This window comes from Ruegeria sp. AU67 (assembly GCF_900312795.1).
Lineage (GTDB): Bacteria > Pseudomonadota > Alphaproteobacteria > Rhodobacterales > Rhodobacteraceae > Ruegeria > Ruegeria atlantica.
The window spans coordinates 98786-124477 of sequence record NZ_OMPH01000005.1 but is presented as its reverse complement, the minus strand read 5'-3'; the positions used below and the strand labels follow the sequence as shown (position 1 = coordinate 124477).

General features: G+C 58.1%; 23 protein-coding genes and 1 pseudogene. 13 read left to right on the top strand and 11 right to left on the bottom strand.

Going from position 1 to position 25692, the window contains the following annotated elements:
- Positions 1–15: 15 nt before the first annotated feature.
- The 3 genes and pseudogenes from DK510_RS01265 (at position 16) to DK510_RS01255 (ending at position 2483) form a co-directional block, all read left to right on the top strand.
- A complete protein-coding gene (locus DK510_RS01265; protein WP_109310569.1) occupies positions 16–939 on the top strand; it encodes a sugar kinase in 924 nt (307 codons plus the stop codon).
- Positions 940–955: 16 nt separating this feature from the next.
- Positions 956–1699 (top strand): ribonuclease activity regulator RraA, encoded by a 744-nt coding sequence (locus DK510_RS01260; RefSeq protein ID WP_109310568.1) that lies wholly within the window; start codon positions 956–958, stop codon positions 1697–1699.
- Positions 1700–1777: 78 nt separating this feature from the next.
- Positions 1778–2483, top strand: a pseudogene (locus DK510_RS01255) (IS6 family transposase).
- A 143-nt stretch (positions 2484–2626) separates the two neighbouring features.
- On the opposite strand, the gene DK510_RS01250 reads toward DK510_RS01255, so the two are convergent.
- Both DK510_RS01250 and DK510_RS01245 read right to left on the bottom strand, forming a co-directional pair.
- The gene (locus tag DK510_RS01250) at positions 2627–4264 is read right to left on the bottom strand and encodes a GMC family oxidoreductase (protein WP_109310567.1); all 1638 of its coding nucleotides are present in this window, start codon (positions 4262–4264) and stop codon (positions 2627–2629) included.
- 10 nt (positions 4265–4274) lie between these two features.
- On the bottom strand, positions 4275–5303 hold the full coding sequence (locus DK510_RS01245) for a LacI family DNA-binding transcriptional regulator (RefSeq protein ID WP_109310566.1): 1029 nt from the start codon (positions 5301–5303) through the stop codon (positions 4275–4277).
- A 238-nt stretch (positions 5304–5541) separates the two neighbouring features.
- Between DK510_RS01245 and DK510_RS01240 the strand changes: the two genes are divergently transcribed.
- From DK510_RS01240 to DK510_RS01205, 8 genes are all read left to right on the top strand, one after another.
- Positions 5542–7008: an aldehyde dehydrogenase family protein gene (locus DK510_RS01240; RefSeq protein WP_234998845.1), complete on the top strand. Its 1467-nt coding sequence runs from the start codon at positions 5542–5544 to the stop codon at positions 7006–7008.
- 54 nt (positions 7009–7062) lie between these two features.
- Positions 7063–8037 carry an ABC transporter substrate-binding protein gene (locus tag DK510_RS01235; protein ID WP_109310564.1) on the top strand — a complete coding sequence of 325 codons (975 nt, stop codon included), beginning with the start codon at positions 7063–7065 and terminating at the stop codon, positions 8035–8037.
- A gap of 67 nt (positions 8038–8104) precedes the next feature.
- Entirely contained in the window at positions 8105–9640 is a 1536-nt protein-coding gene (locus DK510_RS01230) for a sugar ABC transporter ATP-binding protein (protein WP_234998844.1), read from the top strand.
- Positions 9625–10602, top strand: coding sequence for an ABC transporter permease (locus DK510_RS01225; RefSeq protein ID WP_109310563.1), 978 nt, complete (start codon positions 9625–9627; stop codon positions 10600–10602). The genes DK510_RS01230 and DK510_RS01225 overlap by 16 nt, the downstream gene beginning before the upstream one ends.
- A gap of 3 nt (positions 10603–10605) precedes the next feature.
- Positions 10606–11604 carry an ABC transporter permease gene (locus tag DK510_RS01220; RefSeq protein WP_200833187.1) on the top strand — a complete coding sequence of 333 codons (999 nt, stop codon included), beginning with the start codon at positions 10606–10608 and terminating at the stop codon, positions 11602–11604.
- Positions 11601–12701, top strand: coding sequence for a mandelate racemase/muconate lactonizing enzyme family protein (locus DK510_RS01215; protein ID WP_109310562.1), 1101 nt, complete (start codon positions 11601–11603; stop codon positions 12699–12701). The genes DK510_RS01220 and DK510_RS01215 overlap by 4 nt, the downstream gene beginning before the upstream one ends.
- Positions 12698–13738: a zinc-binding dehydrogenase gene (locus DK510_RS01210; protein ID WP_109310561.1), complete on the top strand. Its 1041-nt coding sequence runs from the start codon at positions 12698–12700 to the stop codon at positions 13736–13738. The genes DK510_RS01215 and DK510_RS01210 overlap by 4 nt, the downstream gene beginning before the upstream one ends.
- Entirely contained in the window at positions 13735–14505 is a 771-nt protein-coding gene (locus tag DK510_RS01205; protein WP_109310560.1) for an SDR family oxidoreductase, read from the top strand. The genes DK510_RS01210 and DK510_RS01205 overlap by 4 nt, the downstream gene beginning before the upstream one ends.
- A 30-nt stretch (positions 14506–14535) precedes the next feature.
- Here DK510_RS01205 and DK510_RS01200 read toward each other — a convergent pair whose 3' ends face one another.
- The 7 genes from DK510_RS01200 to DK510_RS01170 form a co-directional block, all read right to left on the bottom strand.
- The gene (locus tag DK510_RS01200) at positions 14536–14955 is read right to left on the bottom strand and encodes a secondary thiamine-phosphate synthase enzyme YjbQ (RefSeq protein WP_109310559.1); all 420 of its coding nucleotides are present in this window, start codon (positions 14953–14955) and stop codon (positions 14536–14538) included.
- Positions 14956–15066: 111 nt separating this feature from the next.
- Positions 15067–15930: a sugar phosphate isomerase/epimerase gene (locus DK510_RS01195; protein ID WP_109310558.1), complete on the bottom strand. Its 864-nt coding sequence runs from the start codon at positions 15928–15930 to the stop codon at positions 15067–15069.
- 11 nt (positions 15931–15941) lie between these two features.
- The gene (locus DK510_RS01190) at positions 15942–16832 is read right to left on the bottom strand and encodes an NAD(P)-dependent oxidoreductase (protein ID WP_109310557.1); all 891 of its coding nucleotides are present in this window, start codon (positions 16830–16832) and stop codon (positions 15942–15944) included.
- 224 nt (positions 16833–17056) lie between these two features.
- Positions 17057–18238, bottom strand: a complete 1182-nt coding sequence (gene uxuA / locus DK510_RS01185; RefSeq protein WP_109310596.1) for a mannonate dehydratase — start codon at positions 18236–18238, stop codon at positions 17057–17059.
- On the bottom strand, positions 18235–19287 hold the full coding sequence (locus DK510_RS01180) for a Gfo/Idh/MocA family protein (RefSeq protein WP_109310556.1): 1053 nt from the start codon (positions 19285–19287) through the stop codon (positions 18235–18237). The genes uxuA and DK510_RS01180 overlap by 4 nt, the downstream gene beginning before the upstream one ends.
- On the bottom strand, positions 19284–20285 hold the full coding sequence (locus DK510_RS01175) for a Gfo/Idh/MocA family protein (protein ID WP_109310555.1): 1002 nt from the start codon (positions 20283–20285) through the stop codon (positions 19284–19286). The genes DK510_RS01180 and DK510_RS01175 overlap by 4 nt, the downstream gene beginning before the upstream one ends.
- Positions 20282–21298, bottom strand: a complete 1017-nt coding sequence (locus tag DK510_RS01170; protein WP_109310554.1) for a Gfo/Idh/MocA family protein — start codon at positions 21296–21298, stop codon at positions 20282–20284. Before DK510_RS01170 ends, DK510_RS01175 begins: the two co-directional genes overlap by 4 nt.
- Positions 21299–21421: 123 nt before the next feature.
- Between DK510_RS01170 and uxaC the strand changes: the two genes are divergently transcribed.
- Positions 21422–22765 (top strand): glucuronate isomerase, encoded by a 1344-nt coding sequence (uxaC, locus tag DK510_RS01165; protein ID WP_109310553.1) that lies wholly within the window; start codon positions 21422–21424, stop codon positions 22763–22765.
- Entirely contained in the window at positions 22766–23962 is a 1197-nt protein-coding gene (locus DK510_RS01160) for a mannitol dehydrogenase family protein (RefSeq protein ID WP_109310552.1), read from the top strand.
- On the opposite strand, the gene DK510_RS01155 is transcribed toward DK510_RS01160, so the two are convergent.
- Together DK510_RS01155 and DK510_RS01150 are read right to left on the bottom strand one after the other, a co-directional pair.
- On the bottom strand, positions 23949–24812 hold the full coding sequence (locus DK510_RS01155) for a sugar kinase (RefSeq protein WP_109310551.1): 864 nt from the start codon (positions 24810–24812) through the stop codon (positions 23949–23951). The genes DK510_RS01160 and DK510_RS01155 overlap by 14 nt on opposite strands.
- On the bottom strand, positions 24809–25690 hold the full coding sequence (locus DK510_RS01150) for a DMT family transporter (RefSeq protein ID WP_109310550.1): 882 nt from the start codon (positions 25688–25690) through the stop codon (positions 24809–24811). Before DK510_RS01150 ends, DK510_RS01155 begins: the two co-directional genes overlap by 4 nt.
- Positions 25691–25692: the final 2 nt, after the last annotated feature.

Genomic DNA, 25692 nt, shown 5'->3' with positions numbered 1-25692 from the left:
ACTGGAAACCGGAATATGCGAATTCTCGCGATAGGTGAATGCATGGCCGAAATGGCCCCAACTGACGCGCCAAGCACGTATCAAATGGGGTTCGCTGGAGACACGTTCAATACAGCTTGGTATCTGGCCCAACTCACACCCGAAACGCCCTTGTCCTATTTTACAGCCGTCGGAGATGACGCCATCTCATCACGGATGCTGAGTGTCATGCGCGAAAGCGGGGTCAACACCCAGCAGGTGCGGATCGTGCCAAACCGTTCAGTGGGGTTGTATCTTATCACGCTAAACAACGGGGAACGCAGTTTTACCTATTGGCGCGGCCAGTCGGCCGCACGCCTATTGGCCCAAGACAAGCAAGCACTTGCCCACGCCATGACGCAATCAGATCTCATCTATTTCTCGGGCATCACTCTGGCAATCTTGAACCCTGAAGGGCGCGCTGCCTTGCTCGACGTTGCTCGGTCAGCGCGGCGTGCCGGAAAACGGATTGCCTTCGACCCCAATCTGCGCCCGCATCTTTGGGACAGCCCCTCTGAGATGACCGAGAACATCATGCAGGCGGCCGCCGTTAGCGATATCGCCTTGCCATCATTCGAGGACGAGGCACTTTGGTTCAGCGACATGAACCCCGCGGCCACTTTGCAGCGCTATGCAAGGGCGGGTGCAGAAACGATCGTTGTCAAGAATGGCGCAGAAACGGTCATTTATCGTACTCGCGGCGCAGAGGGCTCTGTCCATGTTCCGCCTCTGGCCTCGGTTGTGGATACGACGGCTGCAGGCGACAGTTTCAACGCTGGCATTCTGGCAGGGCAGGCAACAGATACACCCTTACCTGACAGCATAGCGCTGGCCTGCAGACTGGCAGGGCATGTCGTGCAAGGCAAAGGTGCACTTGTTCCCATCAACCAAAGCCTGCTCGACATTTGCCCACAGCCTTAGCAGAAGGATCCAGCCCTTGCCGAACCCTCAGCCTGCCGAAACGATCAAACTGCATCCGGATACGCTTGATCGCCTGTCAAAGGTCAGCACAGCGACTGTGGCCACGCTGCTTTACAATCGCGGTTATCAAAACGCCTATGTTCAAGGTGTTGCTCCTTTGGGCCATGGCAAGCCATCACTTGTTGGGCCTGCCTTTACGCTGCGCTATATTCCTACGCGGCCTGATACAGACCCGATCGAGGCGTTTCGTGAGCCAGATCACCCGCAGCGCGTGGCCGTGGAAACATGTCCGGAAGGCGCGGTATTGGTCATGGATTGTCGGCAGGATGCCTCGGCGGCCTCGGCAGGTTCGATCCTTTTGACGCGACTGGAAATGCGCGGAGCAGCAGGCGTTGTGACGGATGGTGGCATTCGCGACGCCGACGGTGCCGCAGCACTTGAGATGCCAGTCTTTGCTGCAAAACCGTCTGCCCCAACTAACCTTACGAAACATCATGCGGTTGATATCGGTTTGCCAATCGGGTGTGGCGGCGTGGCGGTCTATCCCGGCGACATCGTTCTGGGTGACAGCGATGGTGTCATGATTATCCCACGTCACCTCGCCGATGACATTGCGATCGAGGCAGGCCCAATGGAGCTGTTCGAACGGTTCGTTCTGGAAGAGGTGCTAAAAAACACCCCCGTAATCGGACTTTATCCTGCAACCGACCCAGACGTTCTTGAAAGATTTGAGGTCTGGCGCGCACGGCTCTCTGACTGATGTCTGAATCGCTGCCATGTAGGTTTTGTCAGAAGAACTTGGCTTGAGGCAGGCAGGGGGCATTCATAACCTTTGTGGATGGAAAGACGATCACCATTTAAATGCTTCAAAACCAGTCCCGAGATCATCCGCCTTGCGGTGATGCTGTACATCCGTTTCCCGCTCTCGCTTCGGAATGTCGAAGATCTGGTGCACGAGCGAGGCATCGACGTGAGCCACGAAACTGTTCGATTTTGGTGGCATAGGTTTGGCCTGATGTTTGCTGCTGATATAAGGCGGGAGCGTGTTCAGCAGCTGCGCGCGTTCTCCAAATGGAAGTGGCACGTGGACGAGGTTTTCGTGAAGGTGAATGGTAAGCGTCAATATCTGTGGCGGGGTGTGGATCACGAGGGCGAGGTACTGGAAGCTGTTGTCACCAAGCGCCGAAACAATGCTGCAGCATTGAAATTCCTTGAGAAAATGATGAAGCGACACGGCAAAGCGGTAAACGTCGTCATAGATCGATTCGCCTCATACAGCGCTGCGCTCAGAGAGCTTGGCGTTACCGAAAAACAAAGGACGGGCAGGTGGCTCAACAACCGCGTTAAGAATTCGCACCCGCCGTTTTGACGACGCGAACGCGTAATGCAGCGGTTCAGGCGGGTGCGAAGTTTACAGACATTCGCCTCCGTCCATTCCTCCGTCTACAACCACTTTAACAAGGAGCGATCTCACCAGCAGAGATACATTCAAGCTGACCCGCGCCGCCGCCCTTAGCGAGTGGCGTCAACTTTGTTCCGGATAGGTTCGCGGTCTCCGCGGCAAACTGAGGCTAGTTCGAATTAGTCGGTAAACATCTAGGGAAATCTGTTTTCGGTCGGGCGGGCAGCGCGACGCCATTTTTTGCGCCAGAAATCGGATCAATGACGGACGACGCCGCAGCTTACGTTAAGAATTACTTCCCTCGTGTGCTGATCCGATGCCAAGAATCAGGTCGGCGCATCGTTCGCCAAGCATCATGGCAGGTGCGTTTGTGTTGCCGGAGTTGATGTCGGGCACTGCGGACATGTCGCAAACCCGTAAGCTCTCGATCCCGCGCACGCGCATTCTGGCGTCCAGCACAGCCATTCCGTCGCCGTCCCGGCCCATTTTGGCAGTGCCCGCTGGGTGATAGTTGGTTTTTACGAATCTCTTACAATGTGCTCGCAGCGTCTGGTCGTCGTCCGCTATCGGAATGACGATTTCGCGGATCCTTTGTGCAAGCGGGCCCGACGTGAATGCCTGGCGAAAGAACCGCTGTCCCCGGATCATCTCCTGCATGTCGTCTTCATGCTTCAGAAGGTTGGGCGAGACCACCGGCATGGCGAGAGGATCGTTCGAACGAAGCTGAACCTCTCCGCGTGATTTCGGTTTGACAACGACGGTCGTAACGGTCAGGCCAAAGTCATCCTGCACCTCGTCCAGCGCGTCGCGATCCAGATATACGATGGGAACGCAAAAGGCTTGGATGGTTGGTTCTCCATCAGGAGCCGACGGATTGACGAACGCGCCGGCTTCGACCCCGGCCGAAGTCACCGGGCCGCTGCCGAACAGTTTGAACTGGATGCCGTTTCGAAGCATCCGCCAGCCCTCACCTTGTTTGAAATATCCGTATGGACCGTTGGCAAAGGCGGTGATGGGAACTTCGGGGTGATCCATCAGGTTCTGACCGACCCCGGGCAGTGGGCAGACCACGGGAATACCGTGTTCGGCAAGATGTGCATCCGGTCCGATACCCGACAGCATTAGGACTTTTGGCGTGACCAGAGCGCCCGCCGCAAGGACGACCTCACCATCACACTGGACGGTGTGGGACCCGCGTTTGTCGCGATACTGCACACCGACAGCCCTGTCGTTTTCGACAATGACTTTGCTGACGGTTGCGCCAAGCCGGATGATCAAATTAGAGTTTGTCTCGAGAGGGTCGAGGAAAGCATAAGCTGACGAGCTGCGCTTTCCGGCGCGATTGGTGAACTGATAGAAACCGACACCGCGCTGTTTTGCGCCGTTGAAGTCCGTGTTGAATGGTTCGCCAAGGGCCTGCACCGACTGAACGAACCAACGGGACATTTCGTCGATATGCCCCGGATCCGAGACCTGCAGCGGACCGTTGCTGCCATGCAGGTCATTGTGAAGTCTGTTGTTGTCTTCCATCCTGCGGAAATAGGGCAGCACATCGTCCCATCCCCAACCAACCCTGTCGTTGGTATTTCGGAGCAGGTCGTTCCAAGCGTCATAGTCGGAAGGGCGACCGCGCATATAGACCTGCGCATTCACGGATGACCCGCCGCCAAGTACGTTGGCCTGCGGAATGTCATGCACGCGGCCGTCAAGGTGGTCCTGCGGTTCGGTCTGGTGATAGGTCATGAACTTGGACCCGTTGATCATCTTGAAGATACCCGGCGGCATGTCCAGCAACGGATGGCGGTGCGAATGCCCGGCCTCCAGCAACAGAACCCTGCACTTGCCCTGGTTGACCAGTCGCGCTGCAGCTGCGGCGCCGGCAGAGCCGCCGCCGATGACGATGTGATCGAAGGTTTCCGTCATGATTTTGCCTTCAGGTCCGGCGTTTGGGTTCGCTGATCGAGTCGCGCTCGACCAGTTCGCATTCAAGCTTCACGAGTGGGTGCCTCTGACCATCCGTCGGCCCGTGGAATAGCTGTTCGACGACCCAGCGTCCCATCGCCCGGGTGGGAAGGATCATCGAGGTCAGAGGCGGCGACAGGTGTCGCGCGGTTTCGTCATCGTCAAATCCGATGACCGAGATGTCCTCGGGGATGGACAGGCCAAGTTCCTTGAGCGCCTCATAGCAACCGATTGCCATGCGGTCATTCTGACAGAAAATGGCGGTTGGCGGAGAGGGCAGGTCCATCAATTCACGCGTGGCGGCATATCCGGCGCTGGGCAACCAATTGCCTTCGACAACCAAGTCCTCGTCGAACGGAATGTCGGCGGAAGCCAAGGCGTTTCTATACCCGGTCGTTCGTCCCGCGGCGCATTCCATGAACGGCTCGCCGGTGATAGTGGCGATCCGTTTGTGCCCGGCCTTGATCAGAGCGTTGGTCGCCGTATGCCCAGCAGCGACTTCGCCGGGGATCACCGAAGGAAAAGAGAGGTCGTCGCAAAAGCAGTTCAGCAGCAGAACCGGGGTTGCGGTCTGCGTGAGGATTTTCGGAACGACCACCCGCCGGGTGAAAACGGTTGCGTAAATGATGCCCGCAACCTGTTGGTCGAGGAAATACCGGAGCGTATTGGGCTCGACCTCGGGGTCGTTTTGGGTTTCTGCCAGCAATACAAGATTTCCGGTGTCCCGAACGGCCTGTTTCACGCCGTTAAACGCGTTTACCATTTCGGGGCTCGACGCCAGATCGTCCACGACAAAAGCGATGGTGTCGTCTAGTGCCGAGGGTCGGCGCGCGCTGTCTTGGGGCTTCCTGAGTTGGGAGGGCATGGCGTATCCAAGCGTGTTGGCGGCATCCAGGACTCGTTGCTTTGTGTCCTCGGAGATTTTGACGGAATCGTTCTTGTTCAGAACCAGCGATACTGTCGTTTGTGAGCATCCGGCGACGCGTGCAATGTCGTGCATCGTTATGCGCTGCCGGCCTGCGACTCGTCCTACACCCCTGTGTTGCCCGGCCTTGTTCGCTTGATCGTTCATCGCTCAACCTTTTTGTTCGTGTCCTTTTTATCGACTATGCGGAGGACGTGCAACTAATATTAGTGAATTGTAAGTAATATTAGTGTTGACTGAATAATATTATTAGTGTTTTGATCGGTGATGCGGTCGCCATTGTGGTTTGACCGAGTAAGCGCGGGAGGCGAAATTGCGGTCTGTAGTAGGGGAGCTGGGTCAAGTCGTTCGGCATTCGATGTTCATCGATGGCCGCTTTGTCGACTTTGACGCGGACACGGTTGTTGTCGAAAACCCTGCAAATGAAGAGATCGTTGCGCTGGTGCCAGATGGCGCCGCCTCTCACGCGGATGCGTCGGTCGAGGCGGCCCATCGGGCTTTTGGCTCGTGGTCCTCGCGTCCGGCGATCGAGCGGGCTCGGCTGGTCCTGAGGCTCGCTGAGGCCGTCCGGGTCGACGCCGGTCGTTTGGCTGCTCTGATCACCGCCGAGCAGGGCAAGCCGATCTCGCAAGCCCGAGGTGAAGTGGATGCTGCCGTCACCTTTCTTTGCCATGCGGCTGAAGAGGCCCGGAGGATTTCGGGTGACATAGTTGCATCGGACAACGAGTCCGAGGAAATCCAGATCCGGCGTCATCCTTATGGCGTTGTTGTTGCGTTGACGGCCTGGAACTATCCGTTGGCATTGGTCGCCAGGAAGGTCGGACCCGCGCTGGTCGCGGGCAACACCGTTGTTCTGTTGGGGCACGAAATCACGCCGCTGTCCGGTCTTGCGGTCGCCGAGCTTGCCAGCAAGGTCGGGTTTCCGCCCGGTGTTCTTAATGTTCTGACAGGCAAGGGTCCGGTGGTAGGGCAGCGGTTGGTTGAACACCCCGATACGTCACTGATCACAATGACCGGCAGCACACGCGCCGGGAAAGAGATTTTTCGCGCTGCGGCCAACCGGATCAAGGTTGTCCGGCTCGAGCTTGGCGGTAAGGCTCCGTTCATCGTGATGGAGGATGCGGATATTGACGCCGCCGTTTCGGCCGCCATTGCCGCCAGGTTTGCCAATTGCGGCCAGATTTGCACCTGCAACGAGCGTATGTATCTGCATCGCGGCATTGCGGATCAGTTCCTGGAAAAATTCGTGTCCGCGGCCCGCGCTTTGTCGATCGGGGATCCGATGGACGACTGTGATTTGGGTCCCAAAGTCAGCAAGGCCGAAGTGACCAAGGTCGCCGAGATCATCCAGCGCAGCATCTCCGAAGGCGCCAGGGTTCATCTTGCAGGCGGGCCCCTGACGGACGGGGCGCACCATAAGGGGCACTGGATGTCCCCGACGGTTCTTGAGGTCTCAGACAACGGCAATGCCGCGATGCAAGAGGAGGTCTTTGGCCCCGTGGCGACAGCAATGCGAGTCGATGATTTTGATCAGGCGATAGACGCAGCGAATGACACATCATTCGGGCTGTCTGCCTATCTCTTTACGGCATCGCACCGGCGATTGATGGAGGCCCCGAGCCGTTTGAAGTTCGGCGAATTGTACCTGAACCGCTCCAATGGCGAGGCCGTGCAGGGATTTCATACCGGTTGGGGTATGTCCGGGGTTGGGGGTGAAGACGGCGCTTATGGCTTCGATGGCTATCTGAGGAAACAGACGACTTACATGAATTGGGCATGACCTAAAACTCGCGGTCAAAACGGAGGCGACCGCACCAATGGAGGAGGAATAACCATGAAACGCAGAACTCTTTTGATCTCGACGGTTGTCGCGGGTGCGCTGTTGGGCACGACTGCGATAGCGCAGGATCTGCCACATCTTGAGCAGAAGGAGCGCTACAAAGTCGGCTTTGCGCAGATGGAGTCGAACAATCCGTGGCGCATAGCCGAGACCAAATCGTTCCATGACACGGCCGAGGCCTGCGGCTGGGACCTTATCGCGACGGATGCAGCTGGATCTGCGGCCAAGCAGGTTGCGGATGTGGACAGCATGATCGCACAAGGCATCGACGTTCTGTTTCTGCCTCCAAGGGAAGAAAAGCCACTGATTCCGGCCGTTATGAAAGCACGCGCCGCCGGCATTCCGACTTTTCTCGTGGACCGCTCGGTTGATCCGGCCGTCGCCAAGCCAGGCGAGCATTTCGTAGCATTCCTGGGATCGGACTTCATTGATCAGGGCAACCGGGCCGCGCAATGGCTGACGGAAAATTTCGACGGCGACAAGGGCGTCATCGTCCAGTTGGAAGGCACAACTGGTTCTTCACCTGCAAATGACCGTAAAAAGGGTTTCGACGACGCGATCGCAGCGGACGACCGCTTTGAGATCGTGGCTTCTCAGACCGGTGACTTTGCGCGCGACCTGGGTCGTCAGGTGATGGAAACCCTGCTGCAGGCGCACCCCGACGTGAACGTGGTCTACGCCCACAATGACGAGATGGCGATCGGCGCGATCCAGGCTCTGGAACTGGCCGGCCGCAAGCCTGGCGAGGATGTGACCATCGTTTCGATCGACGGGACACGCGATGCGCTTCAGGCCATCATCGATGGCAAGATGGGGGTCACGGTGGAAAGCTCGCCCTTCTTCGGTCCTCTGGCTTGTGAAGTCATGAAGAAATACGCGGCCGGCGAGACGATCCCGGAATGGGTGAAAGTCGAAGATCGCATCTTTACCAAAGACAATGCGGCTGATCACATCGACGAAGCCTATTGATTCTCCCTGGTGGGTGGTGCTGGCCTGTGGTCGGTGCCGCCTGCAAGCAATTGGAGGAAGACATCTTATGAATGCGCTCGTCTCGATGTCGGGAATTGAAAAGTCCTTTGCCGGCGTACCGGCACTGAGCCAGGCCAGCCTGAAGATCGCACCCGGCGAGGTTCATGCGCTGATCGGCCAGAACGGTGCCGGTAAATCGACGATGATCAAAGTTCTGACCGGAGTTTACGACCGGGATGCCGGCGACGTCCACCTGGCGGATGTGCCAAGCCGCATTTCCACCCCGCGCGAAGCGCAGGAATCCGGAATTGCCACGATTTATCAAGAGCTCAACCTGGTGCCGCTGCGGTCAGTGACCGAGAACATCATCATGGGGTACGAGCCCAAACGCTTCGGCTTTCTGGTCGACTGGCTCGCGGGCAACAGGCGCGCACGCGAGGTTCTTGCGCGCTTTGGCATAGATATCGACGTGACGGAGCCGCTAGGAAATTTCTCGACTGCGATCCAGCAGTTGGTTGCGATTGCGCGAGCTGTTTCGCTGGATGCGAAACTTGTCATCATGGACGAACCCACGTCGTCTCTGGATGCCAGCGAGGTCGAGGTTCTGTTCGGTGTGGTGCGCGAGTTAAAGAAACAGGGCGTGTCTGTTCTGTATGTCTCGCATTTCCTCGATGAACTGTTCCAGATATGCGATCGAGTCACAACGATGCGAGACGGGCGCACCGTCAGCACGCGCAACGTCCAGGACACGACCAAACTGGAAATGATCGCGGACATGCTTGGCCGCAACAAAGATGAGATCACGGCAGGCGGCCTCACGGACTTTGCAGGTGCCAAGGCCAAGAAAGGAGATATCGTTTTGCGTGCCGACTCTGTTTCGACGGGCCCACGACTGATGCATTTCGACCTTACGCTCCACCGTGGGGAAATCGTTGGGCTGGGCGGGTTGCTGGGCTCTGGCCGGACCGAGGCGGCGCGCGCTTTGTTCGGAGTGGACGGGGCCCGCCGCGGTGCAATCGAGTTGCACGGCGCGGCTGGGCAACCGTCCGGTCCTGGTGACGCAATTGCAAACGGCGTCGGCTTTCTGACCGAAGATCGCAAGGCCGAAGGGATCGTTCCAGACATGTCCGTGCGCGAGAATATGACGCTGGCCCTACTGCCGAAACTGGCCAGCCGTGGTCAGATCGATTTTGCCCGCGAGCGCGAGATCGTTCAGGCCTTCATCGACGATCTGGGCATCAAGGCCGCGCATATGGACCAACCCATTCGCGAATTGTCCGGCGGCAACCAGCAGAAGGTGCTGCTTGCCCGTTGGCTGGCGACGCAACCCGACATCCTGGTACTCGACGAGCCGACCCGAGGCGTGGATGTCGGCGCCAAGCGAGAGATCCAATCGTTCATTCGGTCTTACGTCGAGAAGGGATTTGGCGTCGTCCTCATCAGTTCGGAATTCGAGGAACTGGTGGAAGGCGCCGATCGCATTGTGGTTATGCACGAGGGGCGCTCGATCAAGGAATTGACCAACCCCGGGATTACCGAGAACATACTGGTGCGCGCGCTTGCGCACCATGAAAAAGGAACTGGTTCATGGACCGCGCAATGAAGTTGCCGCAACGGGTCGCATCGATGCCCTTCCGCTTTCACGGCGGTATCGCCGCGTTGGTCGCCCTGCTGGTGTTCAACGCGTTTTTCACTCCCAATTTCCTGCAGCTGCAGACCCTGTTCGTGAATATCAGCCAGGTTGCCACGATCGCCATCGTGGCCATGGGCATGACGCTGGTAATCGCCACGGGTGGTATCGATCTTTCGGTCGGTGCGGTCATGGCACTGGCGGGGGCAGTTGCTCCGCTGATTTTCCTGTCGGATCTGGGCGCTGCCTATCCGATGCTGGGCGTCACTTTGGCCATTGTCCTACCGCTGTTTATCGCCGGGCTATGCGGGGTGTTCAACGGTGTGATGGTTGCCGTGTTGAATGTGCAACCCATTATTGCGACGCTCATTCTCTTCATCTCGGGTCGCGGTATTGCCCAGGTCTTGACGAACGGGAACCTGCAGACGTTTTCCAACCCTTCATTCAGTTATCTTGGAACCGGCAAAGTGCTTGGCTTGCCGTTCCAAGGGTGGCTGGCGCTGGTCATTGCCTGTGTTCTGTTTTGGGTTATCACCAGAGCCACTTGGGGTCGTTACCTGCTGGCCATCGGCGGCAATGAACGCGCGGCCTATCTGTCGGGTGGTCCCGTCCGACGGGTCAAGATCGGGTCTTATGTCATCTGCGCAGTGCTTGCGGGCCTGGCGGGGCTGATCGTCGTTGCTATCAACTCGGCTTCGGACGCCGCGCGCAACGGCAATCTTATGGAGCTTGATGCCATCGCGGCCGCGGTTGTTGGCGGGGCTCTTTTGCAAGGCGGGCGGGCGCCGATCTTTGGTGCCATACTGGGAGCTGTCATCATCCAATTGGTCAAATATACGTTGTTGGCCAACGGGGTAGAGGACGAAGTTGCACTAATCTCCAAAGCCGTCATCATTATCCTGGCCGTTTGGGTCCAGCAATTCCGGAGGGCATGATTAGTGTTGGATGAAACGGCTTTTGACCTGCGAAAATACCTTCGGCGCAATTCGGCTTCGGTGACGGTGTGGATCGCACTGCTGACTTTGATCCTGTTTGGGCTGATGCGCTATGACAACTTTGGAAGCGCCTACAATTTCTCGTCTTTCCTGAATTACAACGCGATGTTCATCGCGATCGCGCTGGGCATGTGCTTCGTGATCATGACCGGCGGGATTGATTTGTCGGTCGGATCCGTGGCGGCCTTTACGTCGGTTGTTGCGGCCTATCTCAGCCCCTACGGGATTCAGGTTGCGCTGCCGGGGGCCGTTCTTGCCGGCGTTGGCTTCGGAGCGATCAACGCCTTTTGCATAATCATCCTTCGGATCCCGCCCTTCATCGCCACACTGGCAACCATGCTGGCCGCCAAAGGCGGCGCATTGGTGATTTCGGGCGCCCAGACAATTTCGGTCGATTGGGGGTCGAACTTCACCAAGCTTGGCATGGGGCAGGCGTTTGGCCTGTTTCCCTGGGCAATCGTCATCGTAGCCGGATTGACGTTGGTACTTTGGCTGGTGCTGGAAAGGACAACCATCGGGCGGACCGTCTTGGCGATCGGTGGCAGCGAGGATGCCTCGAACCTAATGGGCCTGAAAGTCAATCGCGCCAAAGCTTTCGTCTACCTGCTGTCGGGGGGCTGCGCGGGGGTGGCTGGCGTCTTTCTGGCCTCAGGTTTTGGAGCCGGACAACCCCTTGAGGGCATTGGTTGGGAATTGTCGGCCATCGCGTCCGTCGTTGTGGGCGGTACCTTGTTGACGGGTGGGATGGGTTCGATCCCTGCGACGGTTGCCGGAGCGCTTTTGCTGGGTCTGGTTTTCAACGTTCTGAACTTTGAAAACGGTCAGGGCACCATCAGTTTCAGTGCCTATTGGCAGATGGTCATACGTGGAGGCTTTCTTTTTGCGGTCATCCTTTTACAGTCTCGAGTTATTGCCAGGCAGCAGAAGGTTTTGGGTTCGTGAATCGCATAGAAAGTGTTTCAGCGCGGCTGTTCAACGTCCCGCTCGCAGAGGTCCTGGTCGATGCCAAACATGGGGATCACACGTTCTTTCAATTGATCACCGTCACCATTCAAACGTCGGATGGGGTCGAGGGGGTCGGGTATACCTATACCGGGGGCAAGGGTGGTCATTCCATCCTGGCGATGATCCAGCATGACCTGGCGCCGTTCCTTGTAGGACAAGACGCAGAACAGATCGAAAGCCTGTACGATGCCATGCAGTGGCACGTGCATTACGTCGCACGGGGCGGGATTGCCTCGTTTGCCATCTCGGCCGTGGATATTGCACTGTGGGATATTCGCGGCAGAACGCAGAATGCGCCGTTGTGGCAGATGGCCGGCGGAGCGTCCAAACTGTGCAAGGCGTACGCCGGCGGGATCGACCTGAATTTCTCGTTAGAGAAACTGCTGCGCCAGACCGAAGGATACCTAGCGCGTGGGTTCAACGCAGTCAAAATCAAGGTCGGTCAACCGGACCTGGCCGACGATCTTGCGCGTGCCCGGGCGGTGCGTGAGATGCTGGGGCCGGACCGGTTCTTCATGGTCGATGCGAATTACTCTATGAGTGTCGAACAGGCCATCGTGGCTGCCAGAGGGTTCGCCGATTGCGATATTCTGTGGTTCGAGGAACCGACTATTCCAGACGACTACAAAGGTTATGGCCGAATTGTCGAGGCGACGGGCGTTCCCCTTGCCATGGGTGAAAACCTGCACACCATACACGAATTCGAATACGCCTTTGATGACGCGAAGTTGAGTTTCATCCAGCCCGATGCCTCAAACTGCGGTGGGATCACCGGTTGGCTGCGCGTGGCCGCGCTAAGCGCACAGCACGACATTCCGGTTTGCAGTCATGGGATGCAGGAGCTGCACGTCAGCCTTGTTGCCGCGCAACCCAACGCAGGGTGGCTAGAAGTACACTCATTCCCGATAGATCAGTACACGACCCGTCCGCTGGTTGTGGAAGACTGTATGGCCGTGGCCCCGGATACACCGGGAACCGGAGTGGAATTCGACTGGGACAAACTGAATGCGGAACACATGGAGATGCATACATGACAACCGAGACGATCTGTGCGGCATACTACAGGGGCAACAAGAGCTTTGCTGTAGAGCAAGCCCAAGCGACGGATCCGGGCCCCGGCGAGGCTGCCGTTCGCGTTGCCTATTGTGGGATTTGCGGGACGGATATGCACGTCTACCACGGCAACATGGATGCCCGTGTCGGCCTGAATCGGGTGATTGGACATGAGATGTCAGGTGTCGTCGAAGCAGTGGGCGAGGGCGTTGACACGGTCGAACCCGGCCAGAAGGTTGTTGTCCGACCGCTTGATCACTGCGGAGAATGCCCAGCTTGCAAACGGGGGCATCAGCATATTTGTCACAACCTCAAATTTCTCGGCCTCGACACTGATGGCGCCATGCAAGAGATCTGGACCGTTCCGGCCCATACATTGCACATTTTGCCAGATGACTTGCGCATGGATCACGCAGCGCTGATCGAGCCGGTCGCCGTTGCCTGCCACGACGTGCGGCTGTCTGGCCTGCAACCTGGCGAGGACGTTGTCGTTATCGGCGGCGGCCCGATCGGCATACTGGTTGCCATGGTCGCGCGGGACGCGGGTGGCAATGTCGTGATCTCCGAAGTGAATCCGAACCGTCTTGCGATTGCTGAAAAACTTGGCTTTGACACGATCAACCCAATCGAAACCGATCTGGTGACGACGATCAACGCGCGCACGGGCGACAATGGGGCGCATGTGGTTTTCGAAGTATCGGGAACGCAGCCCGGTGTTGATGCGATGACCGCCGTTGCCGCGACGCGGGCTCGGATCGTGATGGTCGCGATCCATGCCCAAAAGCCTCATATCGACCTTTTCCAATTCTTCTGGCGAGAGCTGCAACTGATCGGTGCTCGGGTCTATGAGCCGGAGGATTACGAGAAGGCGATCGCAGTTGTCGCCTCGGGCGGAGTGGACGCGGATGTTGTGATTACCGACGTCAGCCCTCTGTCAGACATTCAGGCTGCGTTCGAAGCACTGGATCGCAGCCCAACCGCAATGAAAAGCCTGATCGAAGTAGGACCCCGTTCATGAGTGTTTTGCAAAGTTTCGACCTGACGGGAAAGACAGCGCTTGTGACCGGGTGCAAACGCGGCATCGGGCGCGGCATGGCCGAGGCATTGGCATCGGCCGGAGCTGATATCATCGGAGTGTCGGCCTCGCTCGAGCTGTCCGGGTCGGATGTCGAAAAAGCCGTGACGGCGATGGGACGCAGTTTCCGGGCTTACCAATGCGACTTCTCGGATCGCGCTGCGCTGCATGCGTTCATTGATCAGTTGAGGGCCGACGGACAAACTCCTGATATCCTTGTCAACAATGCCGGCACGATCAAGCGAAAACCCGCCGCTGAACACCCGGACGACTGTTGGGACGAAGTGATCGAGGTCAACCTGTCCTCGCAGTTCGTTCTGTCTCGCGAGATCGGTAAGGACATGCTGGCGCGCGGCTCGGGCAAGATCATCTTCACCGCATCGCTGCTGACGTTTCAGGGCGGCATCACCGTTCCCGGATATGCGGCCTCGAAAGGTGGGATTGGACAGCTGACCAAGGCCTTGGCCAATGAATGGGCCGGGCAGGGTGTGAACGTGAATGCAATCGCCCCCGGCTACATCGCGACCGACAATACCCAAGCCCTGCAGGATGACCCGGTCCGGTCGAAGGGGATCCTGGAACGAACACCCCAGGGCCGCTGGGGTACGCCTGGTGATTTTGCCGGACCGGTGGTCTTTCTGGCTTCTGCGGCGTCGAACTACGTCAACGGTGAAATCCTTGTCGTCGACGGGGGGTGGATGGGGCGATAGCACTGCCAACGCTCCATGTGACCCAAAGCATCAAGTCCCGATGTAGTGCACCTTCAATCGGCGGGTTTTAGGTGCCTCGCGATGTTCGAACAGGTACAGGCTTTGCACGCGGCCCAATGGAAGCTGCCCTTGTTCGACCGGGATCGACACCTGAGTTTGCGTCAACAGCGCCCTCAGATGCGATGGAGCGTTGTCGCCCTCGGTCGGGCGGTGGTGATACTTGCCTGGTGACTTGGGTACGAGTTCCTCGAAGAACGTCTCGATATCCTTGACCACCTCGGGATCGGCATTGGCCTGTACCAACAGCGCGGCACCTGTGTGGACACACCAAAGGGTCAGCAGGCCCGAGCCAAATCCATGTTCAGACACCGTACGCTGAACCACCCCGCTGATGTCGGTGAGGGATTTGCCGGGCGTTTCAATGGACAACTCAAAAAACTCTTGCGTCATCCATCAGATCCTTTCCTTGATCTTGCGCGAATACGCCCAGCTTTCCGCACCCCATTCGGCATTCAACTTTGAGGCTTAAGTATTTGATTTGTAAAATGCTAGAGCTTTCATTCATGCAAACAGGCCTTTGAACCTGTCTATGCACAGACGAAACCCATCTTCGAAATTTCCGTTGCCGGGATGATAAACGCTTTCGAAGGAAATCACGCCATCATAGCCGTCGGATCTGAGCGCGTCCGCGATGGGTTGGAACAGAGGCGAAAGCTGACCTTCTCCCATGCGGCGCACTTCCAGCGTTGCCCGTGGCGTGTCGACCTTTACGTCCTTGATGTGAATGTGCCCCAGATAGCCGCCGCGCAGTTCTTCGTAACCGTCCGGGTATGCCAGTTCATGGCACCAGCAATTGTTTCCGGGGTCCCAAAGAATTTTCAACGCTTCCTTTGCATCCAACTCGTCGATCAGTTTGCGGGCTGTATAGTTGGAATTGACCAGCGTGCCGTTTCCGGTTTCCACGACAAGCGTCACGCCCTCAGCCCTGGCCAGTTCAACCGCCGGCGCGATCAGCGGCGGCATCGAGTCCCATACCCCATGCGCCACGTTCCACTTCTCGGCGCCGTTTTTTCCCCAGAGTATCTGCTCTTTTCGTTGGGTCATGATCCGAACCAGCGGAGACCCCACGATATGCGCCATGTCGATCACGCGTTTCAAGGCGTCCATGTGTCGGGTGTGCAGGTTGTCGCCGGGCCTGTTGGCAGCTGTCATCCCCGCAAAGATATGGCGCGACAGACACGACACAAGCTTGCCCCGGTCGCGCAAGAGCGCGTCGATCTCGGCAATTTCCTGCGGGGAATGGTCCCCGACCTCGGTGTCGCCCACGAACTGTAGCTCTGCATAGTCCAGGCCGAATTCGTCCATTACGTCCACGGCCTGCCGCAGATCGCGGGAAATGCCGTCGCAAATCACACCTAGTTTCATGTCCGGTCCTCTCAGCGATGCAATTCTGCGCCAACGATCTCTTCGATGACTCGGGTACACACCCAGTTGTCGCCGTTCGGGTATTTGGTTTTTCCGGCGTGAAAGATCTGCATTGCGGACGAGGCAGTATGCATGGGAACGCCCAACGCACCGGCCAGTGCCAGAGAGATCGTCAGGTCCTTGTGCATAGTTGCGATATGACTACCGGTAGCCTCGAACTTGCGGTCAATGATGTTTTCAAGGGCGGTACGAACGACGCCGCACCCCGCGCTGGAGGATGAGAACACGTCAAGCAATGCCTGACCGGTGACACCGGCTTTGGCCGCCAAGGCCGCAGCCTCGAATGTGGCGGAAAAGATCGACCCGATAAGGGATTGCAGGCAAGCTTTCACGGTTTGCCCGTCACCGGCGTTTTCTCCGACCCGGTGAATGGTTGCCGACACTGCCTGCATGACTTCGGCGTTTTGGTCCAGCACATCAGCGGCACCGGCAGCCATCATCGTCAATGTGCCGTTCTGCGCGCCGGGAAACCCACCCGAGACCGGAGTGTCGATCAGGTGGATGCCGGAGCCCTCCATGTCATGCCCGATGGCGCTTGCTTCGGCCGGGGTAATGGTCGCCGACAGGATGACAGTTCCGCCATCGGCCATGTTCGCAACCAGTCCGTTTTCACCCAGAATGACATCGCGGGCCTGATCTCCGTTCATCACCATGACAAACACAGTGGCGGCGTAACGACCGACCTGTCCCACGCTGTCCTTGGGCAGGCCGCCCATGTCGGTAAATGTCGCCATGCGTGTCTCGCTCAGGTCGAAACCGGATGTTTCAAAGCCATTCTTGATCAGGTTCTTGGCAAGGCCGCTGCCCATGTCGCCAAGACCTATTACGCCTGTGGTTTTCATTTGGACTCCTCCCGTTCTTCCGTCTTTGCCGTCTGGCAGACGTTTCGAAAATTGATGCCTCAAGGCATCGGTTTTCGCGGGAGTTTCACGCGTCTTGAACAGACGTCGGGCGAGTCCGGAAGACACCCCGCTGCCCGTTTACGTGCCGTAAGTAAACGAAGAATGCCGCGCACAGGCAAGCAAAGAAGTGTTACGGGCGGAAAGAAACTGCCTGATCCGACGTGTCAGGAAAACGCCGCCATGATGCCGCGCAGTTCCGCCAGCCCGCGCATTCGTCCGATCAGCGGATAGCCAGGAGTGCTTTGTCCGCCCAGATCGCTCAGCAGCTCTTGTCCGTGGTCGGGTCGCATCGGAATTTGCCAGTCGTCCCGCCCTTGAGATTTGCGGCGGCGTTGTTCGTTCATCAGCTCGCGAATGGTGCCGACCATGTCGGTGTCGCCCTCCAGATGCGCGGCCTCAAAGAAGTCCGGCTTCTGACTGTCTGACCCCGCGATGCGTCGGGTATTCCGCAAGTGAACAAAGTGAATCCGGTCGCCATGCCTACGTACAAAATCCGGCCCATCGAATTCGGGGGACACTCCCAGCGATCCGGTACACAACGTTGCGCCGTTCGCCAACAAATCAACCGCATCCAGAACGGTGCCGTAGTCATTGGTGTTGGACATGATCCGCGGCAGACCGAGCAGCGAGAACGGCGGATCATCTGGATGACAGCACAAGCGCAATTCCAGTTCTTGGGCCACTGGGGCGACCTCAGACAAGAAGTCGATCAGGTTTGCGCGAAGCCGGTCACGGTCTATATGAGCATAGGTCTGCAACAAAGCGCGTACGTCCTGCACGCTCCACTGATCGTTGGCGCCGGGCAGCCCCGCCGTGACATTGTGCTGCAACTGGGCCTTGGACTCATCCGACATGCGCAAGAAGCGTTCCTTGGCCGTTTGCTGGACGACGCTGGAATAGTCTTCCGACGCGCCCGGACGTTCGAGAACATGTATGTCGAAAACAGCAAAATCGGTCAGGTCGAACAGCATGGCCGTTCCGCCATGCGGCTGCGGGGCGCGAAGGGCGGTGCGCGTCCAATCCAGGATTGGCATGAAGTTGTAGCAAACGACTTTAACGCCACGGGCGGACAGAGCCCTGAGGCTGGACTTATACGCCTGCAGATGCTCGGTCATGACTGCGGACTGGGTCTTGATCGCCTCGGAGACGGGCAGGCTTTCGACAACGTCCCAACTGTACCCGGCAGCAGCCAGAACTGCTTGCCGATCGGCGATGCTCAATTCGTCCCAGGGCTGTCCCGGCGGGATGTTATGCAGCGCGGTGACGATGCCCTGAACCCCGACTTGATGGAGATCGGACAGGGCGATCGGGTCATCGGGTCCGAACCAACGCCAGCATTGCTTCATGGCAGCCATCCTTCATACAGAGGGTGATCGGGTCTGATGGGAAGGGCAACACGCTGCCCGGTTCGCGCCGCGTGATAAATCGCTGTCACAAGGCCGATGGACGCAGCACCGTCCTGTAGCGTAACGGCCGAATTTGCCTCGTACCGTAGCGCCTTCCCGACTTCGGTAAAGAACCCTTCGAAACCTGTTGACTCGGCAGCGGCGGCTGCAAGGGCGTCGTCGATAGCGGCTTGATCCACCGGGTCCCGCGCGACGAATGTCCAGGGCGTTTGACCCGGGGCATAGGGTTCTGTGCCAGAGGTAGCGGTCACCTTTTCAAAGACGAACCGCAGGCGGGTTTCGTCCGTGGCGGCGCCCAGGGTGATATTGCTTGTGCACAAAGCGCCTGAAGCCATGACAAAGCAGATCGCGGCGCAGTCTTCGGTCTCGATCGGGTTTACCCGCGTTATGGCCATTGCAGACACCCAGGCGATATCACCCGCGATATGAGTCATCAGATCATGGTTGTGGATGGCGTGACCCAGCACAGCGCCGCCGCGTTCGCCGGCCCATGTTCCCCGCCACGGCCCCGCGTAATAGTCTGCCCCTCGGGACCAATGGGTTTCAAGCGCGGCAGTTTGCACCGTTCCGGTCAGGCCTGCGCGCTGCAAGTGGCGCAGTTGGGCCAGTGACGGGCCCCACCGGTATTGAAAGACCGGAAACACCTGCTTGCCTGCGCTGCGCGCGGCTATGGTGATCCGATCCACCTCCTGCATCGAGGTCGCAATAGGCTTTTCGCAGACAACGTGTTTTCCTGCGGCCAGTGCAGCAAGGGTGGTCGGTACATGCAGATGGGGCGGCAGGCAGATGTCGATGACATCAATCGCCGGATCATCCAGCGCGTCCTGAATATTGGTCAGAGAGCGAAAATCCGAGTTCTGTCGAATCTGTTCGATCCGGTCCGTATTCTGGTCGACCACAGCGGCTACGCGGAAGGTGCGGTCAAGCCGTTCGAGTGCGCTCAGATGTTGCGCACCGATACCTGCTCCAAGGATCGCAACATTGATCATCTGCGTTCCGCCATTTCCTGCGCGCGCAGTGCCAATTCCATGACCATATAGCAGTGGGTCTGAGTCATCGCGGTTTCGGTCCGGTTACGGATGTCATCGGCGAGGCGAGAAAAGTAGGGAAGGCCGGCATCGGTTGCGTCGATCTTTTGGCAGGCTTTGCCGTTGACGAGGATTAGATGGTCTGTTCCGGAGGCTCCACCCACATCAACGTATTTCCGCATCTCGATATATCCGTCGGTGCCAAGGATTATTAGGCGACCATCCCCCCAGTTTGGCAGGGCATCCGGCGTAAACCAGTCAACCCGGATATACCCGGTACCATTCTTGCTGCGCAGATTGAGCTCTCCGAAATCCTGCAATCCGGGATCTTTGGGGTTTGTGTAGTTCGCCACGTAAGCGTTTGTGATTTCCGCGGTTTCCGAACCTGTGTAATGCAAGAACTGATCGATCTGATGCGAGGCAATGTCGGTCAGAATTCCGCCATAGCGGTCACGCTTAAAAAACCACTCCGGCCGGGTTGCCCGGTTCAATTGGTGCGGGCCAAGTCCGACCGTTTGGATCACGCGCCCTATGGCACCGGCCTCGACCAACTCGGTCGCCATGGTGCTGACCGGCGTTTCAAATCGTTCGGAAAAATTCACTGACCAGATTCGACCGGTGTCCGCGACCGTTCGCTTGATCTGGTCGAGTTGCTCGAACGTCGTGCAGCCCGGCTTGTCGCTCATGACATCCATGCCGTTCTGCATAGCGCGGATCGTCAACGCGGCCCTGTCTGCCGGAATTGCGGAAATCAGGGCTAGATCCGCCCCGCAGGTTAGGGCGTCTTCCAATCGGGCCAGCCGCGGAATATCGGGAAACCTTTTGACGTAGCCCGGCAGCGTTTCTGGATCGCCTTGTGTCCAGTAGCCGGCGCAGTCCACGCCGATTCTACGCATGTTTTCCGTCATGCCATAGATATGGCGGTGGTCCAGGCCAAGGGCGACGCAGGTCAGGCTCATGAGGCGACTCGTGTTTTCTGGCCGGTTCGATTGGCGATCTGCATCGCGTCTATGATGGCGTGAGTCAAAAGGGCACTGCGTCCGGTGGCCAGCGGCCTCGTTCCACCGGCGATGGCCTTGGCGAAATCCTCGATAACCGTCTGGTGCCATTCATGGGTGAACGCCATGGGATCGGCCCCTCCGCCTGTGGCGGACGTTTCGCCAACCGTGGATTTCCGACCATCGAAAGTGGTCAAGGTCAGGACACCTGACTCCAGATGCGCTTTGGCGCGCGTGCCCTGGATCGTGATAGATTCAGCGGCCCCAGGATATTCGGCAGTAGTTGCCATCAACGTTCCCACCGCGCCGTTATCCATTTCAAGGATTGCACCTACCCAATCCTCGGCCTCGAGATCGTGTAACGGAGTTTTTTTCATCATAGCCTGAATGTCCGAGATTGGCCCCAGCAGCCACATCGCAAGGTCAAGCGTGTGGATTGCCTGCGAGATCATGACACCGCCTCCGTCGCGTGCATAAGTGCCGCGACCCGGCTCGTCATAGTAGCTCTGATCGCGCCACCAGGGGACACGGATCTCCACCGTGGCGATCGCGCCCAGCTCACACTGTTCAATGGCTGATTTTAGCGCCTGCGAGGCGGCGCGGGCGCGGTGTTGAAAAACGATGCCAAGCGGGACGCCAGACACCTCGCACTGTTCGACAATGGCTGTCGCGGCGCGCAGCGTTCTCTCGATGGGTTTTTCCATCAAGATCGGTTTCGACGCGGTAGAAAGAACCCGCACCAACTCTGTGCGTTGATCGGGCGGCGTTGCGATGATCGCAAAGTCGACGTTTGGGTCGTTTGCGATTTCCTCGACCGAGCTGAATGCCCGGGTGTCGTTTCGCTGCGCGACCTCAGCTGCTTTTTCAGGATTGCGCCCAAGGACGCCGGCAAGACTGAGGCCTTGATCCGATGCCCGAATGGCCGCTACATGCGTGCCGGAAACCATCCCCAAACCAATTAGCGCAATTTTCATTCATTCCCCCGGATCACACGGTCAGTCTGCGGGTTCGAACGGCAAAGATGCAACCATAAAAAAATGTGTTAACAATTGCCGGCAGCAGTATCGGAGGCAGAATTGACTGGTAATTTGAATGGCATGGCAGAAGACCTGTACCTGGGCATCAAGGACCTGCCGATCGTGTCTCCGCATGGTCACTGCGATCCGGGGTGGTTTGCAACCGATGCGCCGTTTCTAAACCCGGCAGAGCTGCTGGTGCTACCCGATCATTACCTGTTCCGAATGCTCTATTCGCAAGGCGTTCCCTTGTCCGAACTTGGCGTTGGTGAAGAGGGAAGAAGGAAGGATCCTCGCGCCGTATTTCGCACTTTTGCCGAGCACTGGCATCTGTTTCTGGGAACGCCATCTCGGATATGGATGAACTACGTGCTGCATGAAACGTTGGGCGTGACTGAGGAGTTGTCTTCGCGCACGGCTGACCTGATTTATGATAAGATCTCAGAAAAGCTGGCGCGACCCGAATTTCGTCCGAGGGCTTTGTTCGACAGGTTTGGGATCGAGGTTTTGGCCACCACGGATTCCGCTCTCGACGCACTCGAGGAGCATCGGGAGATCCGTACAAGCGGTTGGGGCGGGCGAGTTGTTCCGACGTTCCGCCCAGATGGAGTTTTGGATGGGGCGGACCCGGAGTTCGTACACAACCTGAACAAGTTGGCTGAGCTGACAGACTGCGATCTGGGCAGCTATGATGGCTACCTCAACGCGCTGCGAATGCGGCGAGCTTATTTCATCCAGCTGGGCTGTACGGCCACCGACCACGGTGTCGAACGCGTGCAGACCGAGTGGCTGGACGATCCGGATGCGCTGTACCAGCGGCTGAGACGGCGGGCAGGTACCGAACAGGACGCCCGCCGGTTCTACGGGCATATGCTGATCGAAATGGCGCAGATGTCTGTCGATGATGGGCTGACCATGCAGATACATGCTGGCAGCAAACGCAACACGAACGACGCGGTTATGCGGGACTTCGGACGGGACAAGGGGGCCGACATTCCAATCGCGATGGATTGGGTCACGGGCCTTGAGGCGCTGTTGAACCGGGTCGGAAACTCGGCGGAACTGCGCATCATTCTGTTCACACTGGACGAAAGCACCTATGCCCGTGAATTGGCCCCTATGGCCGGACATTGGCCGTGCCTTAGGATCGGGCCGCCTTGGTGGTTCCATGATAGCCCAGCCGGGATTGCGCGGTACTTCGATCAGGTCGTTGAAACGGGTGGATACTACAATCTGGCCGGATTCAATGACGACACGCGGGCTTTTCTGTCCATTCCAGCACGACACGCCCTGTGGCGACGGGGTGTGGCGGTTCATCTGGCCCAGCAGGTTGCGCGCGGCTATTTCGGTCGGGACAGTGCCGAGCATCTGGCGCGGTTGTTAGCGGTCGATCTGGCGAAACAGGTTTACGGATTGCAAAGCTAGATGGGTACAATTCTTCACTTCGGCCTTGGAAACTTCGCCCGGGCGCATTTACTGGACTACACCGATCATGCGGGCGGATGGGGCGTTGTCGGCGTCAGCCTGCGTTCATCCTCGGTTCGGGATGGATTGGCGCGACAAGGTTTCGAGTACGATTTGTGCGTACAGGGGCAGGGCGTCCGGCGCATCAAAGCTCTGCGGGATGTTCTGGTCGCGCCCAAGGATTGCGCAGAGATTTTTGATGTGATGGCGGATGCCGAGATCATTTCGGCAACCGTTACCGAGAAAGGTTATCACTTGGACGCCGCGGGCAAACTGAACCTTCAGGACCCAGCGATTGCCGCCGATCTGGCGCGTCAAGGGCCCGCAACGCTGATCGGGTTTCTAGCTTTTGGCCTTGCGGAACGGCGCAAGCCAGTGACAGTGCTAAGCTGCGACAACCGCATGGAAAACGGCACAACGCTCGAAACGGCAGTTGCCGATTTTGCGGACGCAGCCGGTCTGGACGTGAATTGGGACGCTGTTCGCTTTCCCAACGCGATGGTCGACCGGATCACCCCGGCTACCACGGACGCCGTTCGCGCAATCAGCGGCGATCCTATGGCTGTTCCAACCGAGGCGTTCTCGGAGTGGGTGATCGAGGACAATTTCGTCGGCCCACATCCGGATTGGCCGGGCGTGCAACTGGTCGATGACGTGGCCCCGCACGAGATGCGAAAGCTGCGCATGTTGAATGGTGCCCATTCCTTCTTGGCTTATGCCGGGTTGGAGCGAGGCCTGACCTACGTTCACGAAGCGGTTCGAGACCGGGTTTTGCGCCCGCTGGTTGCCGAGTTGATGCAGGATGCCGGCGCAACGCTGCCCGCTACACTGCAAGCACAAGCTCCGGACTACGCCGAGGCTCTGTTGCGCCGTTTTGAAAACTCCGAGCTGGCGCACCGTCTGGACCAAATCGCGATGGATGGCAGCCAGAAGCTGCCGTATCGCTTTGTTCCCACACTCCGTGAAACCGGCTCTCAGGCGGTGATCACGGGGATGCGGGCCTGGATCTCCTATTGCGTGTCTGAGACAGCCGAAGGCAGGGCGCTGAACGATCCTTGCGCGTCGGAAATCGCCTCGGCTGTCAAGCAGCCAGATCCGGTAGTACCGCTCTTGCGTCTTGTTGGTGCTGAGGATCTCGCGCCACTTATTCGGGAATGATCGCGCCGCGGAACTGAACAACGGTGGAAGCCAGATTGTGTCCAGCCATCAGGGCCTCGGCCTGTGAATTTCCCGTCAGCAAGGCCGCGAGGTACCCACCGTTGAAACTGTCGCCCGCCGCTGTGGTATCCAGCACGTTTTTGGCAGGCTCATAGGTTTGGTCAATGTTCTGGCCGATGGACAGAGGACCATTCTCTCCGCGTTTCAACGCACCGACACCGTGATGATCGGCAAAGCGTGCCGCCACGTGATCAGTGCTTTCTCCGAACAGCGCCATCTCGTCGTCGATAGATGGTAGGGCAATATCTGCACGCTGCCAAAGCCGTTGGTTGATCTGCCGGGCGTGTTCGACGCTGTCCCAAAGACGCGGACGAAAATTGCTGTCATAGACCAACCGAACTGAAGAGCCTTCTAGCCAGTCCAGAAGCGCAAGCCTCACCGAATGCGGAAGAATGGCTACGGAAATCCCTGACAAGTACAGCACGTTGTAACCGTTAAGCGGGCTGAAGTCGTGATCGGCAAATAGCTTACGGGCGGCCGCTTCGCTGCGCCAATAGGTAAAGCTGCGTTCACCGTCCGCAGATGTCGTGATCGCGTATAGTCCCGGAGAGATGTTCGGGATCATGCGGATGCCGGATGTCCCTATGCCATGACTGGCTATAAAGCTGGCGATGCGCTCTGAGAACGGGTCGTCACCCAGACATGTCACATACTCCACCTGCAGATCAGGAGCGGCGCGGTGCATGTAGATGGCCGTGTTCAGCGTATCCCCCGCGACGCCCACCTTTGCGCCGGTTTCCAGCATGGACAATTCGATCATTGCTTCGCCGATGCAGGCAATTCGCGTCATTTCTTTTCTCTTTTCCAGATGATGAGACCAGCAGCCATGATCAGTGCAGCCCCCGCTAACGTGAATGCATCCGGTACCGTGTCAAAGAACAAATAGCCCCAGATCGCAACGTAGATCAGGAACGAATAGGTGAATGGCATCAAATGGTTCGCCGTTCCAAACCGATGCGCGTTCGTCAGCAGTTGATGCCCGCACCAGCCAAAGACGCCAAGGCCGATCAGTACAATCAGGCTCCACGTGTTTTCTGGCTGGACCCAAAACCATATGGCGAACGGCAGCAGAACCACCGTCCCGGTAAGCCCAAGGTAGAATTGCATGGTGTCCACGGCAACAACCCCGGACAGCTTGCGCGTCATGATCGAGTACAAGGCCAAGGCGTTGGCATTGTAGACGATCAGCAGCATGGTCGGATGAAAGGCCGAACCAAACGGCCGCACGACAACCAACACCCCCAGAAAGCCTAGAATAATAGCCGCCCAACGCCATAGACCCACGCGTTCTTTCAACACGAAGACAGACAGAAAACACACGATGACCGGGCTTGAGAACATGATTGCCGACACGACGGTCAGAGGCAAAAACCGCAGTGCAAAAAAATTGAAAACGGTCGCCGAGATCAGCAGCAAGGCCCGACTAATGACCTGCCATGGATGGTCGGTCTTGAACCGGCTGGCCTCAATCCCGCCCTTAGCGATCACGCCCACAGAGATTACAAAGTGCCCCGCATAGCGCATGAACGCCAACTGAAATGCCGGCACGCCCGCCAATGCCAACCACTTGGCGCCAAGATCCACCAGCGAAAAGAATAGCCACGCCGTCAGCATCAGCACGATGCCAAGGCGCGGCAGGTCCGCAGTGGGGTTGGCGGAGACGGCCATCG

What these genes read in the sequence shown, in the direction of transcription:
- DK510_RS01200 (WP_109310559.1), bottom strand. Translation starts at nt 14,955, where the DNA reads ATGACGCAAGAGTTTTTTGAGTTGTCCATTGAAACGCCCGGCAAATCC.
- DK510_RS01195 (WP_109310558.1), bottom strand. Translation starts at nt 15,930, where the DNA reads ATGAAACTAGGTGTGATTTGCGACGGCATTTCCCGCGATCTGCGGCAG.
- DK510_RS01155 (WP_109310551.1), bottom strand. Translation starts at nt 24,812, where the DNA reads ATGACGCGAATTGCCTGCATCGGCGAAGCAATGATCGAATTGTCCATG.
- uxaC (WP_109310553.1), top strand. Translation starts at nt 21,422, where the DNA reads ATGGCAGAAGACCTGTACCTGGGCATCAAGGACCTGCCGATCGTGTCT.
- DK510_RS01265 (WP_109310569.1), top strand. Translation starts at nt 16, where the DNA reads ATGCGAATTCTCGCGATAGGTGAATGCATGGCCGAAATGGCCCCAACT.
- DK510_RS01235 (WP_109310564.1), top strand. Translation starts at nt 7,063, where the DNA reads ATGAAACGCAGAACTCTTTTGATCTCGACGGTTGTCGCGGGTGCGCTG.
- DK510_RS01230 (WP_234998844.1), top strand. Translation starts at nt 8,105, where the DNA reads ATGAATGCGCTCGTCTCGATGTCGGGAATTGAAAAGTCCTTTGCCGGC.
- DK510_RS01205 (WP_109310560.1), top strand. Translation starts at nt 13,735, where the DNA reads ATGAGTGTTTTGCAAAGTTTCGACCTGACGGGAAAGACAGCGCTTGTG.
- DK510_RS01170 (WP_109310554.1), bottom strand. Translation starts at nt 21,298, where the DNA reads ATGAAAATTGCGCTAATTGGTTTGGGGATGGTTTCCGGCACGCATGTA.
- DK510_RS01210 (WP_109310561.1), top strand. Translation starts at nt 12,698, where the DNA reads ATGACAACCGAGACGATCTGTGCGGCATACTACAGGGGCAACAAGAGC.
- DK510_RS01250 (WP_109310567.1), bottom strand. Translation starts at nt 4,264, where the DNA reads ATGACGGAAACCTTCGATCACATCGTCATCGGCGGCGGCTCTGCCGGC.
- DK510_RS01225 (WP_109310563.1), top strand. Translation starts at nt 9,625, where the DNA reads ATGGACCGCGCAATGAAGTTGCCGCAACGGGTCGCATCGATGCCCTTC.
- DK510_RS01150 (WP_109310550.1), bottom strand. Translation starts at nt 25,690, where the DNA reads ATGGCCGTCTCCGCCAACCCCACTGCGGACCTGCCGCGCCTTGGCATC.
- uxuA (WP_109310596.1), bottom strand. Translation starts at nt 18,238, where the DNA reads ATGAAGCAATGCTGGCGTTGGTTCGGACCCGATGACCCGATCGCCCTG.
- DK510_RS01160 (WP_109310552.1), top strand. Translation starts at nt 22,766, where the DNA reads ATGGGTACAATTCTTCACTTCGGCCTTGGAAACTTCGCCCGGGCGCAT.
- DK510_RS01180 (WP_109310556.1), bottom strand. Translation starts at nt 19,287, where the DNA reads ATGATCAATGTTGCGATCCTTGGAGCAGGTATCGGTGCGCAACATCTG.
- DK510_RS01175 (WP_109310555.1), bottom strand. Translation starts at nt 20,285, where the DNA reads ATGAGCCTGACCTGCGTCGCCCTTGGCCTGGACCACCGCCATATCTAT.
- DK510_RS01245 (WP_109310566.1), bottom strand. Translation starts at nt 5,303, where the DNA reads ATGCACGACATTGCACGCGTCGCCGGATGCTCACAAACGACAGTATCG.
- DK510_RS01190 (WP_109310557.1), bottom strand. Translation starts at nt 16,832, where the DNA reads ATGAAAACCACAGGCGTAATAGGTCTTGGCGACATGGGCAGCGGCCTT.